The organism is Marinobacter sp. LM1 (assembly GCF_042763285.1).
GTDB lineage: Bacteria > Pseudomonadota > Gammaproteobacteria > Pseudomonadales > Oleiphilaceae > Marinobacter > Marinobacter nauticus.
This window is the reverse complement of record NZ_CP114373.1, coordinates 1,883,940-1,899,233: the sequence shown is the minus strand read 5'-3', so window position 1 is coordinate 1,899,233 and position 15,294 is coordinate 1,883,940. Positions and strand designations below refer to the sequence as shown.

At 57.2% G+C, this 15,294-nt stretch carries 16 protein-coding genes; 11 read left to right on the top strand and 5 right to left on the bottom strand.

Annotation, left to right across the window (positions count from 1 at the left end; genetic code table 11):
- Positions 1-11: 11 nt before the first annotated feature.
- The 8 genes from ccoO to OZ656_RS08830 all read left to right on the top strand — a co-directional run bounded on the left by ccoO (position 12) and on the right by OZ656_RS08830 (position 7,247).
- On the top strand, positions 12-620 hold the full coding sequence (gene ccoO, locus OZ656_RS08865) for a cytochrome-c oxidase, cbb3-type subunit II (RefSeq protein ID WP_153741404.1): 609 nt from the start codon (positions 12-14) through the stop codon (positions 618-620).
- Positions 621-624: 4 nt separating this feature from the next.
- Entirely contained in the window at positions 625-810 is a 186-nt protein-coding gene (locus OZ656_RS08860; RefSeq protein ID WP_011785266.1) for a CcoQ/FixQ family Cbb3-type cytochrome c oxidase assembly chaperone, read from the top strand.
- Complete coding sequence (gene ccoP, locus OZ656_RS08855) at positions 807-1,697, top strand: cytochrome-c oxidase, cbb3-type subunit III (protein WP_153741405.1); 891 nt, start codon at positions 807-809, stop codon at positions 1,695-1,697. The genes OZ656_RS08860 and ccoP overlap by 4 nt, the downstream gene beginning before the upstream one ends.
- A gap of 131 nt (positions 1,698-1,828) precedes the next feature.
- Positions 1,829-3,262, top strand: a complete 1,434-nt coding sequence (gene ccoG / locus OZ656_RS08850; RefSeq protein WP_153741406.1) for a cytochrome c oxidase accessory protein CcoG — start codon at positions 1,829-1,831, stop codon at positions 3,260-3,262.
- A 51-nt stretch (positions 3,263-3,313) separates the two neighbouring features.
- The gene (locus tag OZ656_RS08845; RefSeq protein ID WP_153741407.1) at positions 3,314-3,829 is read left to right on the top strand and encodes a FixH family protein; all 516 of its coding nucleotides are present in this window, start codon (positions 3,314-3,316) and stop codon (positions 3,827-3,829) included.
- Positions 3,826-6,273, top strand: a complete 2,448-nt coding sequence (locus tag OZ656_RS08840) for a heavy metal translocating P-type ATPase (protein ID WP_153741408.1) — start codon at positions 3,826-3,828, stop codon at positions 6,271-6,273. The genes OZ656_RS08845 and OZ656_RS08840 overlap by 4 nt, the downstream gene beginning before the upstream one ends.
- 36 nt (positions 6,274-6,309) lie before the next feature.
- Positions 6,310-6,546 (top strand): cbb3-type cytochrome oxidase assembly protein CcoS, encoded by a 237-nt coding sequence (gene ccoS, locus OZ656_RS08835; RefSeq protein ID WP_153741409.1) that lies wholly within the window; start codon positions 6,310-6,312, stop codon positions 6,544-6,546.
- 11 nt (positions 6,547-6,557) lie between these two features.
- A complete protein-coding gene (locus OZ656_RS08830; RefSeq protein ID WP_011785272.1) occupies positions 6,558-7,247 on the top strand; it encodes a sulfite exporter TauE/SafE family protein in 690 nt (229 codons plus the stop codon).
- A gap of 3 nt (positions 7,248-7,250) precedes the next feature.
- Here OZ656_RS08830 and ttcA read toward each other — a convergent pair whose 3' ends face one another.
- Entirely contained in the window at positions 7,251-8,159 is a 909-nt protein-coding gene (gene ttcA, locus OZ656_RS08825; protein ID WP_011785273.1) for a tRNA 2-thiocytidine(32) synthetase TtcA, read from the bottom strand.
- Positions 8,160-8,232: 73 nt separating this feature from the next.
- Here ttcA and OZ656_RS08820 point away from each other — a divergent pair, with 73 nt between their 5' ends.
- The 3 genes from OZ656_RS08820 to OZ656_RS08810 are packed head-to-tail and all read left to right on the top strand — an operon-like array spanning position 8,233 to position 10,650.
- Positions 8,233-8,889, top strand: coding sequence for a TetR/AcrR family transcriptional regulator (locus OZ656_RS08820; protein ID WP_022991796.1), 657 nt, complete (start codon positions 8,233-8,235; stop codon positions 8,887-8,889).
- 19 nt (positions 8,890-8,908) lie between these two features.
- Complete coding sequence (locus OZ656_RS08815; RefSeq protein WP_228285498.1) at positions 8,909-9,577, top strand: DNA-J related domain-containing protein; 669 nt, start codon at positions 8,909-8,911, stop codon at positions 9,575-9,577.
- A gap of 38 nt (positions 9,578-9,615) precedes the next feature.
- Positions 9,616-10,650 carry a polysaccharide deacetylase family protein gene (locus OZ656_RS08810; protein WP_278350914.1) on the top strand — a complete coding sequence of 345 codons (1,035 nt, stop codon included), beginning with the start codon at positions 9,616-9,618 and terminating at the stop codon, positions 10,648-10,650.
- Positions 10,651-10,659: 9 nt separating this feature from the next.
- Here OZ656_RS08810 and OZ656_RS08805 read toward each other — a convergent pair whose 3' ends face one another.
- Genes OZ656_RS08805 through OZ656_RS08790 form a run of 4 tightly spaced genes read right to left on the bottom strand, consistent with a single transcriptional unit; the run spans position 10,660 to position 15,285 of the window.
- A complete protein-coding gene (locus tag OZ656_RS08805) occupies positions 10,660-11,733 on the bottom strand; it encodes a MalM family protein (protein ID WP_224848809.1) in 1,074 nt (357 codons plus the stop codon).
- A gap of 20 nt (positions 11,734-11,753) precedes the next feature.
- Entirely contained in the window at positions 11,754-13,379 is a 1,626-nt protein-coding gene (locus OZ656_RS08800; RefSeq protein WP_153741415.1) for an OmpP1/FadL family transporter, read from the bottom strand.
- Between the two features lie 39 nt (positions 13,380-13,418).
- Positions 13,419-14,429, bottom strand: a complete 1,011-nt coding sequence (locus OZ656_RS08795) for a transporter (protein WP_153741416.1) — start codon at positions 14,427-14,429, stop codon at positions 13,419-13,421.
- A 55-nt stretch (positions 14,430-14,484) separates the two neighbouring features.
- Complete coding sequence (locus tag OZ656_RS08790) at positions 14,485-15,285, bottom strand: C39 family peptidase (protein WP_113879044.1); 801 nt, start codon at positions 15,283-15,285, stop codon at positions 14,485-14,487.
- Positions 15,286-15,294: the final 9 nt, after the last annotated feature.

Here is a 15,294-nt window from a genome sequence, read left to right as displayed (position 1 = left end):
AGAGAGACCAGATGAGACACGAAATAGTCGAAAAGAACCTTGGTCTGATGATCGTGCTGATCGTACTGACCATCAGTGGCGGTTTCCTGGCGGAAGTGGTGCCCCTGTTCTTCCACAAAGAGGTTAACGAGCCGGTCGAAGGCCTGGAGCCTCTGTCAGCCCTGGAACTGGAAGGCCGGGACATTTACATCCGTGAAGGCTGCCACGTGTGCCATACCCAGCAGATCCGTCCGTTCCGGGCTGAGACTGAGCGTTATGGCCACTACTCCGTTGCGGGCGAGTTCGTTTATGACCGTCCGTTCCTGTGGGGTTCCAAGCGTACCGGGCCGGATCTGGCTCGTGTAGGCGGTCGTTACTCGGATGCCTGGCAGCGCCAGCATCTGTACGATCCGCGCAGCGTGGTACCCGAATCCAACATGCCTGCCTTCCCGTGGCTGTTCGAGAATCGTGTTGATCACGGTTCCATTGAGTCCCGGATGAAGACGCTGCAGACGCTTGGCGTGCCATACAGCGACGAGCAGATTGCCAACGCAGCGAGTGAGATCGAAGGCAAATTTGAAATCGAAGCGCTGGTCGCATACCTGCAGCAGCTGGGTACTGTGATTTCAGAGAAGCGGTGATCCCATGGATATTAATGAGTTACGCGGCATTCACACGCTGCTGGTAATGGCAGCGTTCTTCGGAATCGTCTGGTGGGCGTACAGCGCCCACCGCAAGAAGGCCAACGACGAGGCAGCACACCTCCCCTTCGATGACGACGAAGTCGAAAAGCGTACTCTCGAACAGGAAAAAACGGAGAAGAAACAATGAGTACCTTCTGGAGCATCTGGGTCAGTGTGATCGTGCTCGGTACCGTTTTCGGCTGCTGGTGGCTCCTCTGGGCCACCCGCAAGAGCCAGACAACCGATACTGAAACCGACCGGACAATGGGCCATTCCTTTGATGGCATTGAGGAATACGATAACCCTCTGCCGAAATGGTGGTTCTACCTGTTCGTAGCAACCTGCATCTTCGCCCTTGGCTACCTGGCTCTGTACCCGGGCCTGGGCAACTTCAAGGGTCTGCTGGGATGGACATCCACCAACCAGTGGGAAGCGGAAGTGGCAGCTGCCGAAGAGAAATATGGCGAAATCTATGCCCAGTTCGGCGACACTGCCATTCCTGAACTGGCGCAGAACGATGACGCCATGAAGATCGGCCAGCGCCTGTTTGCCAACAACTGTTCGGTCTGTCACGGCACCGCCGCTCGCGGCCAGGTGGGCTTCCCCAACCTGACCGACGAAGACTGGCTGTGGGGCGGTCAACCAGACCAGATCCTGCACAGTATTGCTCAGGGTCGTAACGGCAACATGCCTGCAAAGGGCGTTATGCCGAATATGACCAACGAGCAGGTCGACCAGGTGGTTAACTACGTGCTGAGCTTCAGTGGACGCGAAGAAGATGCCGAGGCGGCCAAAGCTGGCGCCCAGGTATTCGCACAGGCCTGCGTTGCCTGTCACGGCCCGGAAGGCAAAGGTATGGAAGCCATGGGTGCGCCCAACCTGACCGATAATGTCTGGCTCTATGGCTCCACTTATGAGTGGATCAAGGAGACCGTGATGAACGGTCGCCAGAACCAGATGCCTGCACAAGAAGGTCGTCTGACCGACGACCAGATTCAGATCCTGGCAGCCTACGTTTACAGCCTGTCTAACTGAATCCGACCCGGCCAGGCTCGCCCTGGCCCGGTCTTCTCAACCCTGTATCTGCGCCCGCGGGTACAGGCTTGAGAAGATCAGCTGACCCTCCGAGGCCCGCTCCCAGCTTTACCACTCACCGGGAGGTACCCATGAGCAACGAGATTCCGGTCAAACAGGTTGACCCGAACGGCGATTCCTCCAATAACAAAAAAAAGCCAGAAACCGTCGACCTGTACGCCAGTCGACAGAAAATCTACGTCAAGGAAGTCAAAGGCTTTTTTCAGCGAATCCGGAATGTCAGTCTAACCCTGCTAATGGGCATGTACTTTCTGTTCGTTTGGCTGACTCTGGACGGGCAACCCCTGATTCACTTCGACCTGCCTGCCCGGGAATTCCATCTTTACGGCATTACCTTCTTCCCCAAAGATTTCTTCCTGTTATCCGGCATGCTGATCATTTCAGCCTTTGGCCTGTTTTTCATCACCACACTGTTCGGCCGGGTATGGTGCGGCTATACCTGCCCCCAGACAGTCTGGACCTTTATCTTCATGTGGATCGAGGAAAAAGTTGAGGGCAGCCGCAACAAGCGGATGAAACTGGACAAAGCCCCCAACTCTGCGGAGAAGCTCACCAAAAAATCGATCAAGCACGCACTCTGGCTGTTCGTCGCGCTGGCGACTGGCGTCACCTTCGTTGGCTACTTCTACCCCATTCGTGAGCTGATCGTTGACCTGTTCACCTTGCAGGCCAACGGCTGGGCCTATTTCTGGGTGGCCTTCTTTACCGTCGCCACCTACCTGAACGCCGGCTGGATGCGGGAACAGGTATGCCTGTATATGTGCCCGTATGCCCGGTTCCAATCCGTGATGTTCGATCCCAACACCCGCGTTGTCTCCTACGATCCCAACCGGGGCGAGCCACGTGGCAGCCGCAAGAAAGGCGTCGAACCCGCCGAAGTCGGTCTGGGCGACTGTATTGATTGCGGCCAGTGTGTTCAGGTTTGCCCCACCGGGATCGATATCCGTGATGGCCTCCAGTACGAGTGTATCGGCTGCGCCCTGTGTATCGACGCCTGCGATGAAGTTATGGAGAAGATGAACTATCCCAAGGGGCTGATTCGCTACACCACTGAGAATGAACTGGAGGGTAAAACCTCCAAACTGCTGCGGCCGCGTACCTTTGGTTATGGCGCAGTGCTCATACTGATGATCAGCGCGGTGATCTTCACCATTGCCACCCGGGTTCCGGCCAAGATGGATGTGCTGCGGGACCGTGGTGCACTGTTCAGTTTCAACGGCGAAGGGCGGGTGGAAAACTCGTATACCGTGAAGATCCAGAACATGTCAGAAGTACCACAAACCTTCAGCCTGACTGTGGACGGTCTTGAAGGTATGCGCATTCTGACAGACACCACGGTGACGGTGAGCAGCGGCGAGAATCTCTCCTTGCCCACGGTTGTTGACGTGCCACCGGAAGTGCTGGTGGACACCAATAACGATATTCGTTTCTATGCGGAGTCCCAACCGGATTCCTTGATTAAACTTGAAACTGAAAGCCGGTTTGTTGGTCCAAGGCCCCGCTAACAAGAGGGCCCGACAACCGGCTCTGAAGCCATAAACCGAGACAAGACCGTAATGACTGATAACGCAACACCTGCCCCCTGGTATCGCCAGCCGTGGTTCTGGTTCCTGACCATTTTCCCTTTGGCGTCGATCATGTGGGGGATTACCGCCCTGACAGTATCGTCCAGCATGGACAATTCGCTGGTGACCGACGACTATTCCAAACAGGGGCGTGGCATCAATATGTCCATTGCCCGGGATGAAAAGGCGGCAGATCTCCAGATGAAAGGCTCACTGAGCCTGAATGGTCGTTCTGCAACACTGGATCTGAGCACCGTGAATGGTGCCGCCGACTACCCGTATCTGGTGTTCAACCTGTATCACCCGACATTGTCTGGTCAGGATAAAACCGTCCAGTTTACCCGGGTCGCTCCCGGTCAGTACCGGGGCCAGCTCCTTGAGGATGTCAGTGGTCGCTGGTACTACGACCTCCAGGGGCCAGATAACGACTGGCGGGTAAAGGGTGAGGTAAGGCTTCCTTCCTCTACCCCCATTCGCATTAACGCAGAAGGCGACGCCCAAGGGTGACCACCCTGAACTGCTTCCATTGCGGAGAACCAGCGGATGGCGAACCCCCGATTACCCTGGAACTGCAGGGACAGCAAAGGCATTTTTGTTGCCAGGGTTGCAAGGCTGTGTGTCAGACCATCCACCAGGAGGGTCTGACCGGTTTCTATGAGTTTCGCACCGAACCCGCTGTTACACCAAGAGAACTGACCCGGTCAGAACTCGATCGTATCCGGGAGCTGGATCACCCCCTGGTTCAACAAGCCTTTGTGGCACCGGTCAAGGCTGGCCAGGAGGCACAGCTGCTGATCGGCGGTATTACCTGCGCCGCCTGCATCTGGCTGCTTGAGAATCACATGAAACAGCAGCCAGGCGTGCAGAGCTTTACCGTAAACCACACCACACAGCGGGCTCGCCTGGTCTGGGCATCGGACAAGGCACGTCTCAGCGACCTTCTGATTGCCATCCACGAACTTGGCTACACCGCCCGCCCGTATCAGGCCGACGAAGCCGAACAGGCGCTCAAGGCAGAGCACCGCTCGATGCTCATTCGTCTGGCGGTGGCCGGGATCGGTTCCTTCCAGAGCATGATGCTGGCTTTTCCCCTGTACTTTGAACTTGTCAGTGATCTTTCCACGGATTTTGTGGATTTTTTCCGCTGGTTCAGTCTGCTGGTTGCCACGCCGGTGGTGTTCTACAGCGCTCGCCCATTCTTTACCAATGCCCGCCGGGACCTGCTCTCCCGTCATCTGACCATGGACGTACCGGTGGCCATCGCCATCGGGCTTGCCTACAGCGCAAGCGCCTGGGTAACGGTGGTCGGGGGCGACGAAGTGTATTTTGAATCCGTGTGCATGTTTACCTTTTTCCTGCTGCTGGGCCGATACATTGAAGTTCAGGCCCGCTATCGCGCCGGGCTGAGCGGCAATGCCCTTGCGGGCTTCCAGCCCTCTGTTGCCGCACGGGTCCTGAACGGTGAGGCAGAGATCATCGCCATTCACCAGGTACAACCGGGTGATGTGATCCGGGTTCGACCAGGGGAAACGCTACCTGTGGATGGCGAAATCGTCTCGGGGGAGTCTACCCTGAACGAAGCCGCCCTCACCGGTGAATACCTGCCAGAAACCCGTAAGCCGGGCGACACCGTTCATGCCGGCAGCGTAAATGGGGAAAATCCGCTCGACATCCGCGTCACCCATGCCGGGGCCCAGACCCGGCTGTCCGGCATCTTGCGAGTTCTGGATCGCGTACAGTCCGAAAAGCCGCCGGTGGCCCGAATGGCCGATCGCATTGCGGGCAAGTTCGTCGGCCGTGTGCTGATACTGGCACCAGTGGTCTGGGTAGGCTGGTGGCTGGCCGGGGCCGACAACGCCTTCGATATCACGCTTTCCGTACTGGTGGTTACCTGTCCCTGCGCCCTCTCGCTGGCTACGCCAACGGCGATCACATCTGCCACAGTGCGCCTGAGAAGGCTTGGTTTCCTGCCTACTCGCGGTCACACCCTGGAATCCATGAACACCATCGATACCGTGGTGTTTGATAAAACCGGGACTCTGACCCGGGGAGAGCTTAGTCTGACCGGGCAAGCGGTGTTCGGTAGCCTGGATCAGGACACCTGCATTCGGATTGCCGCGGGGCTTGAAAAACATTCAGAGCACCCGATTGCCAGGGTATTCCACGAGCAGCCTTCGGTCACCGTCAGTCAGGTGAGTAACCACCTGGGCGGTGGCTTGTCCGGACACTACCATGGACGGGCGGTCTACATCGGGCACAAAGCCTTTGTCTCCGAGCACACGTCGGCAATTGCGCCAGAAGGTGAAGACGCCCAAGGCATGGAAATCTGGCTCGCGACAGACAAGGAATGGCTGGCACGCTTCCGGCTGGATGACAAGATACGGGACGACGCGTCACAGGCCTTGCAGGCGTTACGGAAATCCGGAATCGAGACCTTGCTCCTTAGTGGGGATCGCTCCGGCCACGTACAACAGGTAGCCCATGCACTGGGCATTGACCGAGCCATTGGTGAAGCCTCACCGGAGCAGAAACTGGAAGTGCTGGAACAGCTTCGAGCGGACGGGCACCGGGTGATGATGGTGGGTGACGGACTGAATGACCTGCCCTCCATGGCCGGAGCCGGTATTTCAGTGGCTATGGGTACAGCGGCAGACCTGACTCAACTGAAAGCCGACGCGGTACTGCTGAATGGCCAGTTGAATTCCCTGGTCGCCGCGATTGAAACCAGCAAGCAAACCCGGAAAATCATCCGTCAGAATATGATCTGGGCGTTCGGCTACAATGTCTGCGCCCTGCCCCTGGCCGCAGCCGGCCTTGTGGCCCCCTGGCTTGCTGCCATCGGCATGTCCCTGAGCTCACTGATCGTTGTGCTGAACGCCTTACGACTCAGCCGGTCCAACAAGGGCACACCGCCCCCGGAGGCCACCCTTGGCGCACCAGAAGCAGCCTGATACTTTGGGCCATACACTTATGAACAGGAGGTTATCGTGCAGATTGTCATGATACTGGTTCCGCTTATGCTCATCCTGGTGGCGCTGGGCGTCCTTCTGTTTTCCTGGGCCGTCAAGAACGGGCAGTACGATGACATGGACGGCCCCGCTCATCGCATTCTCTACGACGATGACAAGGATATGATTCCCAGGGAAGCCCGCCGTAACAAGTCGAAACCTGACGGCCAGAAAGACGACGCGGAGCAAACCGATACCGATACCGACAAGGGCTGACAGGATAGCGGATGCAGCCTGAACTCTATCTGAGCTACCCCAGTGCCTTCCTGATAGGACTGCTCGGTAGTACCCATTGTCTGGGCATGTGTGGCGGCATCAGCGCCTCGCTGTCCATGGCATTGCCGGTAGGCCGGGGCTTCCGCTTTCGGCAGACCCTGCTCTTGCTGGCATTCAATTTTGGCAGGATTGCCAGCTACGCCCTGATCGCAACCCTGATTGCCCTGCTCAGCACCAGTGCCGCCAGCCAGTGGCATGGTGCCGGATTGGCTCTGATGACCCTGGCGGGATTGCTGCTGATCATGATGGGGTTATCCATGGGGCAATGGTGGCAGGGTATTCGCTACATTGAGCGGGTCGGGGCGCCGGCATGGCGCTTCCTGTCGCCGCTTACCCGCAAGTTCCTGCCGGTTCACAATGGCGGCCAGGCCCTTGCTCTCGGTGCCTTGTGGGGATGGCTGCCCTGCGGCCTTGTTTACAGCACACTGGGATGGGCGGCGCTTCAACCAACCGTCAGCAGCGCAGCTCTCACGATGATGTTCTTCGGACTGGGAACCCTGCCGTCGATGTTGGCGACGGGCTTCGCCGCCAACTGGATAAGAGGCCTGAAAAGCAACCAGAGCTTCCGCAAGCTCAGTGGCCTGCTGTTAATCCTGTTTGGCCTCTGGACGCTGCCTTTCCAGGCCCTGCTGAATCACTGACGATCAGAGATTCAGTACATCTAGCCGGCCAAAATCCTGCTGGGGCTCCGCGGTTTGAACGGCCTGACGCTTGCCGCCAAGACGCCGCCCTTCCCTGAAGTCATATAATTCCGGATCGGCCAGGTGCGACGGCTCGACATTGCAAAGGGCCCGGAACATGGTTTCCAGACGGCCAGGATGCTGTTTGTCCCAGGTCTGGAACATTTCCTTGATGACCTGTCGCTGAAGGTTTTCCTGGGAGCCGCATAAATTGCAGGGAATGATCGGAAATTCCCGAAGTGACGCGTAGCGGGCAATATCCTTCTCCCTGGCATAGGCCAGAGGACGAATAACCGTATTGCGGCCATCGTCGCTGTGGAGCACCGGTGGCATGGATTTGAGTTTGCCGCCGTAGAACATGTTGAGGAACAGGGTTTCCAGCAAATCATCCCGGTGATGGCCCAGGGCAATCTTGGTTACACCATGCTCCTCGGCGAAATTGTAGAGAATGCCCCGTCTCAGGCGTGAACACAGTCCGCAAGTGGTCTTCCCTTCAGGCACTTTTTCCTTAACAATACTGTAGGTGTCTTTCTCGATGATGTGATACTCGATACCCATCGACTCAAGATAGTCCGGCAGGACATGCTCGGGGAAACCCGGTTGTTTCTGGTCCAGGTTCACGGCAATCAGTTCGAAACGCACTGGCGCACTCTTCTGCAGATTGAGCAGAATATCGAGCATGGCGTAGGAGTCTTTGCCGCCGGACAGACAGCACATCACCTTGTCTCCGGCTTCAATCATCGAGAAATCAGCAATCGCCTGCCCAACTTCACGGCGCAGACGTTTCTGCAATTTGTTAAGCTCCAGTTTCTGGCGACGTTCGTAATCAGAAGCCGGTGTCTTCTCAGGGCTGGCAGTCATTGCTTCGGGCATTCGTTTTCACGCTCACAAGGTAAGTGAGCGGGCAATTATACGCGCCACAAACCATCAGGGACAGGATAGCAACATGGATATGTTGAAATTGACTTCACCACAAGCCACGGGCAAGCGCGCGCTCAACCGTATCCGAAATCGTCACGCCATTCTCAGGGCGGCCAGAGACTGTTTCCAGGAGCACGGTTACGACAACACCACCATTCGGGACATCGTCCGCAGAACCGGTCTCGCCGCCGGCACCTTCTACAACTACTTTTCCAGCAAACAGGATATCTTCGCGGCCCTGCTCAGCGATTTCCTGACCTCGCTCAACAACGACATGAGCCAGCAGCGACAGTCTGCATCCTCAACCCAGGAATTTGTCTACCGGGCCTATCTGGCGCTTTACAGCGCCACCGCGAAAGATCCGGTGGTGTATGAGCTCGCCCATCAAAATCAGCGCGCCCTCCGAAACCTGTTCGGCTCAGATATTCTGGGCCTGACCATGCTGTCCCTTGAGGAAGACGTTCGGAACGCCATGACCCGCGGGCTGCTGCCGGCAGTCGATGCGGACTATCTTTGCGCCGCGTTTTTTGGCGTGGCCTACGACACCAGCATGCTGGTGGCCAGGCGAGCACACCAGAAGCCGGAACTCGCCCAGGACGAAGCCAGAACCGCTGCTGAATTCTCCACCCAGCTGTTTCTGGGCGGTTTCCCGGCCCTGACCAGGCTTTCAAGCGAAGGCTGACTGGCATACCATGATGGCCATGACCATCTCCACAGATAACCAGAGATTCGATGACTCACCCGAAGCCAGTGGTGAAGAACACAGCTGGCTACAGCAACAGGTCCAACACCTGTCGGTTGCCGTGGAGCACGAGCTACGGGCCGCAGGACCGGCCGGGCTATCCGAGTTAGAGCTGATACGAGCCTTGCAGGGCGAGCGCTGGAGCCTGATCGGCACCGTCGACTTTCATGAGCCCGATCGCCTGTACCCGGTGCACTTCCTGCTGTTCCACGTGCTCTACCGTCTGCGTGATCAGATTGCTGTGGAGGGTGAGAGTCTGAATATCTCTCCGCTTCGGCTCAGCATCGGGCAAATCGTGAATCGCTCCGAATCAACAGCGCTGCCGGATTCTACCGATGCCCTCCGCGAGTTCTATCTGGACCTGTCCCAATACTTTCTCTCCGAAGCCGCCATCCGGGAAATGATGGACAACTTCTGGGCTGGCAACACCCTGTCCCGGCCCGAGCACTCGGAAGCCGCCGAGGCGGCCAGAACGCTGGGTTTCGATGAATTACCGGGGCAGTTCGCTACCGTCAAGAAGCGCTTCCGAAAACTCGTGATGCGTGCGCACCCAGACCGGGGCGGTGATACCGGAGAAATCCAACAACTGAATCAGGCCTTCTCGGTTCTGAAAGCCCATTACGCCTAAATCATCCTACGAAATCCCGTGTGTCAGGAAACAAGACCATGCTTCGAATAAACAAACTGATTGCGTATCCCCTGATCAGTACCCTGTTGCTGGCCGGAACACAGGCTCAGGCCGACCTGGTGGTTCTGCAGTATCACCACGTGGATGACAGTACACCTCCGGCGACCAGCACGTCCCGATCATTGTTTGAGGCGCAGATAAGCATGATCCGGGATCTTGACCTTGACGTGGTGCCGCTGGAAGCCGGCACCAGGGCGGCACTGGCCGGCGAACACCCCGACACCAATGAAGTGGCCATTACGTTCGATGATGCCTATGAATCCGTCCATACCTTTGCTGCGCCGTTACTGGACAGCCTCGGGCTGCCCTACACTGTCTTCGTCAATACCGACTCGGTAGGCGCCAGGGGCTACATGACCTGGGAGCAACTCCGCACAATGGCAAACAATGAGTTGGCGACTATCGCCAATCACAGCGCGGACCACGCTCACCTGGCACGCAGACGGAGCGAAGCCGAAGATGAATGGGAAAACCGGATTACCAGTAGCCTGGACGAGGCTCAGCAAGAACTGAAGAACCGCATTGGCGTGGAGGAGCCTCTGTTCGCCTATCCGTACGGCGAATTCGATCTAGCCCTGGAACAGAAGCTCAGCGAAAGGGGTTGGTTGGGATACGGACAACAATCCGGTGCTATTGGACAGTATTCAGGCAAAACCCGTCTGCCCCGCTTCCCCATGGCCAATGCCTACGGCCAATTGGGCAGCCTGAAAGACAAACTGATGAGCAAGGCTTTTCCGGTACCGGCCAAAGACCTGCCCGACGGGGTGTTCGAGCAGAATCCGCCGCGCTTGAGTTTCACGCCCACCGATGCCATCAGCCCCTCCCGGCTTACCTGTTTCGCGTCCGGACTCGGTCGAATCAATTTTGAAGTGGTGGGAGATAGCATAGAGGTCCAAGCACCCAAAGCCATCAATAGCCGTCGGTTCCGATACAACTGTACCCATCCAGCGGGTAACGGCAGCTTCTACTGGCTGTCCCAGCAGTGGTTGAATCTGGACGCACCGGAAGACTGATGGTCGCCATCACTCCTCAAATGTCGTGATGCCGATTTCTCCGGTTTCAACGTGTGGAATCGCTTTGGGCGTGTCGCCCGCTTCCGTCACCGTTTGCCCAGCCAGGTCTTCCGGGCGGGTGAATACCACCAGCCAGCGCTCGCCCTGGCCGGGAAACGCCGGCACCCAGCTTTCCAGATACCCGCGACGACGCCAGTTTTCCGGTTCGTAGTTCATAACCAGATCCGTCACTACCCGCACGGGCTGAAAGTCCTTGTCGAGAAATGCCAGGCTTGGTACCAGCACGCCATTGTGGGCGTAGGAACGCAGCCGCATCACAAACCCGGGGACAAAGGTACTGGACGGCAGGGCAATCAGCCGATAGGGCGAATCACCCGTGCTGAAACGGTGGCGGGGCGTGTCTTCCTCAAAATCAACACCAAACTCACGGCCTTCCTGCCACTGCAGGAAATCCCGGGCAGGCAGGGTCTGGCAACAGCTTTCGGCAAATACCCGGAAAAACGAATCCGTTTCCTCAATCCCCAGTATGGCAAAGGCGTCGGGATCATAGCCCTCAACCGGCGTATGGTCATCTACAGTGACCGGCAGGTATACGCTGGCATCGCTGAGCATGACCGGCGCCTGATCCGCCTGTTTCTGCTCTTCGGTTCGCATATCCGGGGTGTAATAGCTGACACGGACAATGCCGTCGGCATCACGCCATGTGAAATAGGGTTGCCGCTGGCCAGGCCGGATAAACCCTTTTTTCGCCAGCTCCTCACCATCCGGATAATTCTCGGTGGTGTATTCGAGGTTTTCTTCCAGCTTTGCGGCGGCGCCGCGGTCGCTGCCAGAGGCCGGCCGATAAGCCTCAGACCCGGAGGCTTCGCCTGAGATGGCGACCGGCTCGGCATCCGGCTCACTTGGGGTGACGTCTTCGCGCTGGGCGTCGGGAATCCGGGAATAACGCACCCTGCCCTGCTCATCCACCCAGGAAAAGTAGCCTTCCCGCTCGGCAACGCCGCTGCTTCCGGTCTGGCAACCTGCCAGCAACGCGAGCGCAAACACACCGACCGCCAGTCCGCTGTATCGACCAAGTCCCATCACAGCCCCCCCTGTCAGGATCAGAATTTGGTTCGGAAGCTCAAGCCTGCCATCACCACCCGCAGGGAAGTCTTGATGGTGAGGTCGGCATAGGGGTTATAGATGATGTTGGTGATGTTGTCGCAGTTCACGTTGCAACTGGTGTCGGCCGGAATGGTCTCAATCGATTGCAGATACGACAGGTTCATATCAATTTCCGTGTCCTTATCCCACTTGTACCCCATGCCAATACTGTACAGGTTCGCGCCCCCGAATGGCGCCATAATCGAGCGCTGGTCGTCCGGAATAACCGAGTCCCGGATTTCCACCCCGGCCCGCAGATCCAGACGAGATGATGCATGGAACTCCACACCAAAAGCCCAGTTCCACTGGCTCTTGAAACCCAACGGCAGGCGCAGGGTATCGGATGTGGCGTTGTCCGGCGACAGAATACGTGCCGCGTTCAGGAACTCCAGATTACGATCGAACTGGAAATTGAAGGCATCCCACTGGGCAAAATCTGTCCAGCCAACATCCGCATTCACGGTCAGCTTGGGATGAACATCCACGCTGATACCGGTCTGAAAATGCTGGGGGTAGACAAGATCCATACTGACGTTGCCCGCCTCCCGCGGAGCACCTGAGGGCAGACTCAGAATGGCCGACGAGATGGCACCCAGAATGGAGCCATTCACACTCTGCCAGAACCCGGACCAGTCATCGGTGTACTGAATCTCGAACTGCCCCTTGAGGTTCATGTCGGCTTCAGACGTATAGCTGGCACCCCAGCGGAACCAGTCTGTCGGCTCCCACATCACCCCCAGGGCGTAGGTGGGTGAAATGGTTTCCTGCAGATTCAGACTCATGGCCCCGATGTCGTCCCAGGGGCCGACATTACCACCACATAACGCAAGCCAGGGCTGCAGCGGTTCGTCGCCGCTTTCACAGTTGAACGCATCCTGCAGAACCTCTGCCACCCCCATCAGCAGGTTTGGCGCCCGCATGTACTGGTCCGCTGCGAAGGCGAAATGCGAGAGATGAATGCCCGCGCCCACAGACCATTCATCATTGATCTCATACCCGACGGTGGGAGACAGGTAGGTGGTCCGCTGGAGGGTGGCCGCCTGGGGCAGGTAGCGACCGGGGTCGTTTTTATCCCGGTAGAAGCCTGCGGCCATCGGCAGATAAAAAGCGTTGGCGAACGTCAGCTTCGAACCCGGCGGCTTGATACTGATACCCGCTGATGGCGCAAAGGCTGGGCCTGGGGGCATTCGAAGAATGCCATAACCTGGCACATAAATCGCCACGTTATTGGTATGACTACTGCTGTTCGCAATCGGATCGCGCTGGTTTCCGGTTAAAGGGTCCTTTTCGAGCCCGCTGATTCCGAATATCTCGTAGTCTTCATCTGCGTAGAAGTCGGCGTCAATATCCAGATAGATGCTGAGGAGGTTCACCTCAAGCTGGCGCCCGTCGAGTTTGGTCAGGCCCGCTGGATTATAGTGAATGGCCATCAGCCCCGGGGGATCTGCTGTAACGGCGTTACCCAGTGCCAGCGCCTTCGGATGTATCGTCAGGTTCTGCGTCAGCTGTGCCTGGGCCCCGCAGGAAACGCCTGCGACCATGGCGGCGGCCAGAAGATGTCGCTTGTGACTAGCTTGTCCCATGAAATCCTTCCCCTTCCCTTGAAACGTCCTCGACTTCAATCACTCTTTGAGGCCAGAGAAATTGATGGGCAGGGATACACCCAGGGAGAAGTCCGGCGCGTCCTCCGTCAAACCGATCCCGAGGCTGGTATTTACAATGGTCATATCACTGAGACGTGTGCCCAGGGACATACTGAGGAAGCCAGTCATCTGGTCCTGGGCCACGGCCTGGTCACCGTTGGAGAAGGTCAGCACCGTCTCGTCGCTGTAGCTGAGCTGGCCAGACACGCTGAGTGAGATGTCATAGGAGAGCGAATAGGCAAAACCCACGGAACCGGACAAACCGAAGCCCGGATCGACTTCTTCCAGCAACCGGGCGCCCCGAACCTGCTCCAGGCCGTCTACGGTCAGATTGTAGGTCGCGCTGACAGAACCGAAGACCACGACAGGGTCCAGTACCTTCGACATACTCAGACCACCGCCCACAGAGTAATAACCACTGCCAGTGGACAACTGCTCGTTGATGTCGATCTCGTAGGGACTGACGCCGGTTTTACTGCTCAGGGTGCCAAAGAAGGTGGTCGACATCTTGCCGGGCACATAGGCAAAAGGCTGCCAGCGTCCGGTGAAGGAGATGTCGCCGAAGTCGTATACGTTCAGTTCATCCTGAGTGTCATACTTCACGACCAGTGGAACACGGGTGCCGATGGTCAGGTTATCCAGTAACCCGTAATCGTAGGAAAACGCGTTGGTGAAGTTATGGGTAGCCGATGGAACAACGTCCAGGTTACGAACCGAACCATTAGTGATGGCCAGATCCAGTCGCTGATCCCCGGTATAGGAATAATCGAACGAATAGTTCAGGGAGTGGGTGCCCTTCTTCTGCAGTGAGTAATTCTTCTCGGCAGCCTGGAAAACCTCCTCAAGCTGTTTGGTAGAATCCTCATCCCCTTCCTGACGCGCCAGCGCTTCCCGCGCCTGATCCACGTTCCCTTCCTGAGCCATAGCCATGCCCGGAAGCAGACCAGCCGCGGAAACAAGGATAAAACCTCGCACAAACCAACGATTCATCCTGACTCCCTACTTTTATTTGTTTTATTCCTGCCCGACCAAACGACCGGGAAAATTAATGACGACGGTAATGGAGCTGTTTGCGGGTATTTTCCACGCTACCGTCCGGATTGTTCTTCTGGCGTTCCAACAAGTTCTGAATGCGTCGTTCCGTTGACTCGTGGAACTCTGGAATCTGCTGCATGGCCAGCAGAGTCATTGTCTGATCATCCACAAAGCGCAGGTCTTCCTCTTTCAACTCAAGGTTATCCAGGGGTTTATCACTGCCCGGGAAGACAATGAACAGCACGTTGTCGTCCCACTTTTCCTGAAACTGCGCCACAGTGAAGGAAATGTTGCCAACCGCCGGGTCTGCAAGGTAAACACGCCCGTCCCGGATGGTTCTCAGCACCACAAAGTGCTTGAAACCAGCGTGATCAATGGGAACGATCGCCGGATGGTCCAGCTCCATCAGGTCTTCAATTTCCGCCTTGAAACCGCCAGAGGGATAACCCAGGGCTGTGACCAGCCGCTTCATATCGAGCATGGAGAAAGCGCGGCGTTCAACGATTCGCTCGCTCTCACCGTAGTGCAGCAAACCTTCCATCACCTGTCGTTCGGTCAGAGACCGGCCAACATAAAAGTTGAGTACCGTGGTCAGGGCCGCGCTGCCGCAACTGTAGTCGTACGCCTGGCGAACGATATTGCGGAATTTCTGCTCTACCAGGGGTTCGACCCGGGTGTCCCATCGAAGCTCGACAGGGCTGGCATCCACCTTCTGCTCCAGAACAATCGTGCCACGATCGAATGGCTCGACCTCGGTGGCTTCCTGCACCATGGTGAACGTGAGAATGGATCCGGCCAACACCAGCAGCATTTTGGAAAG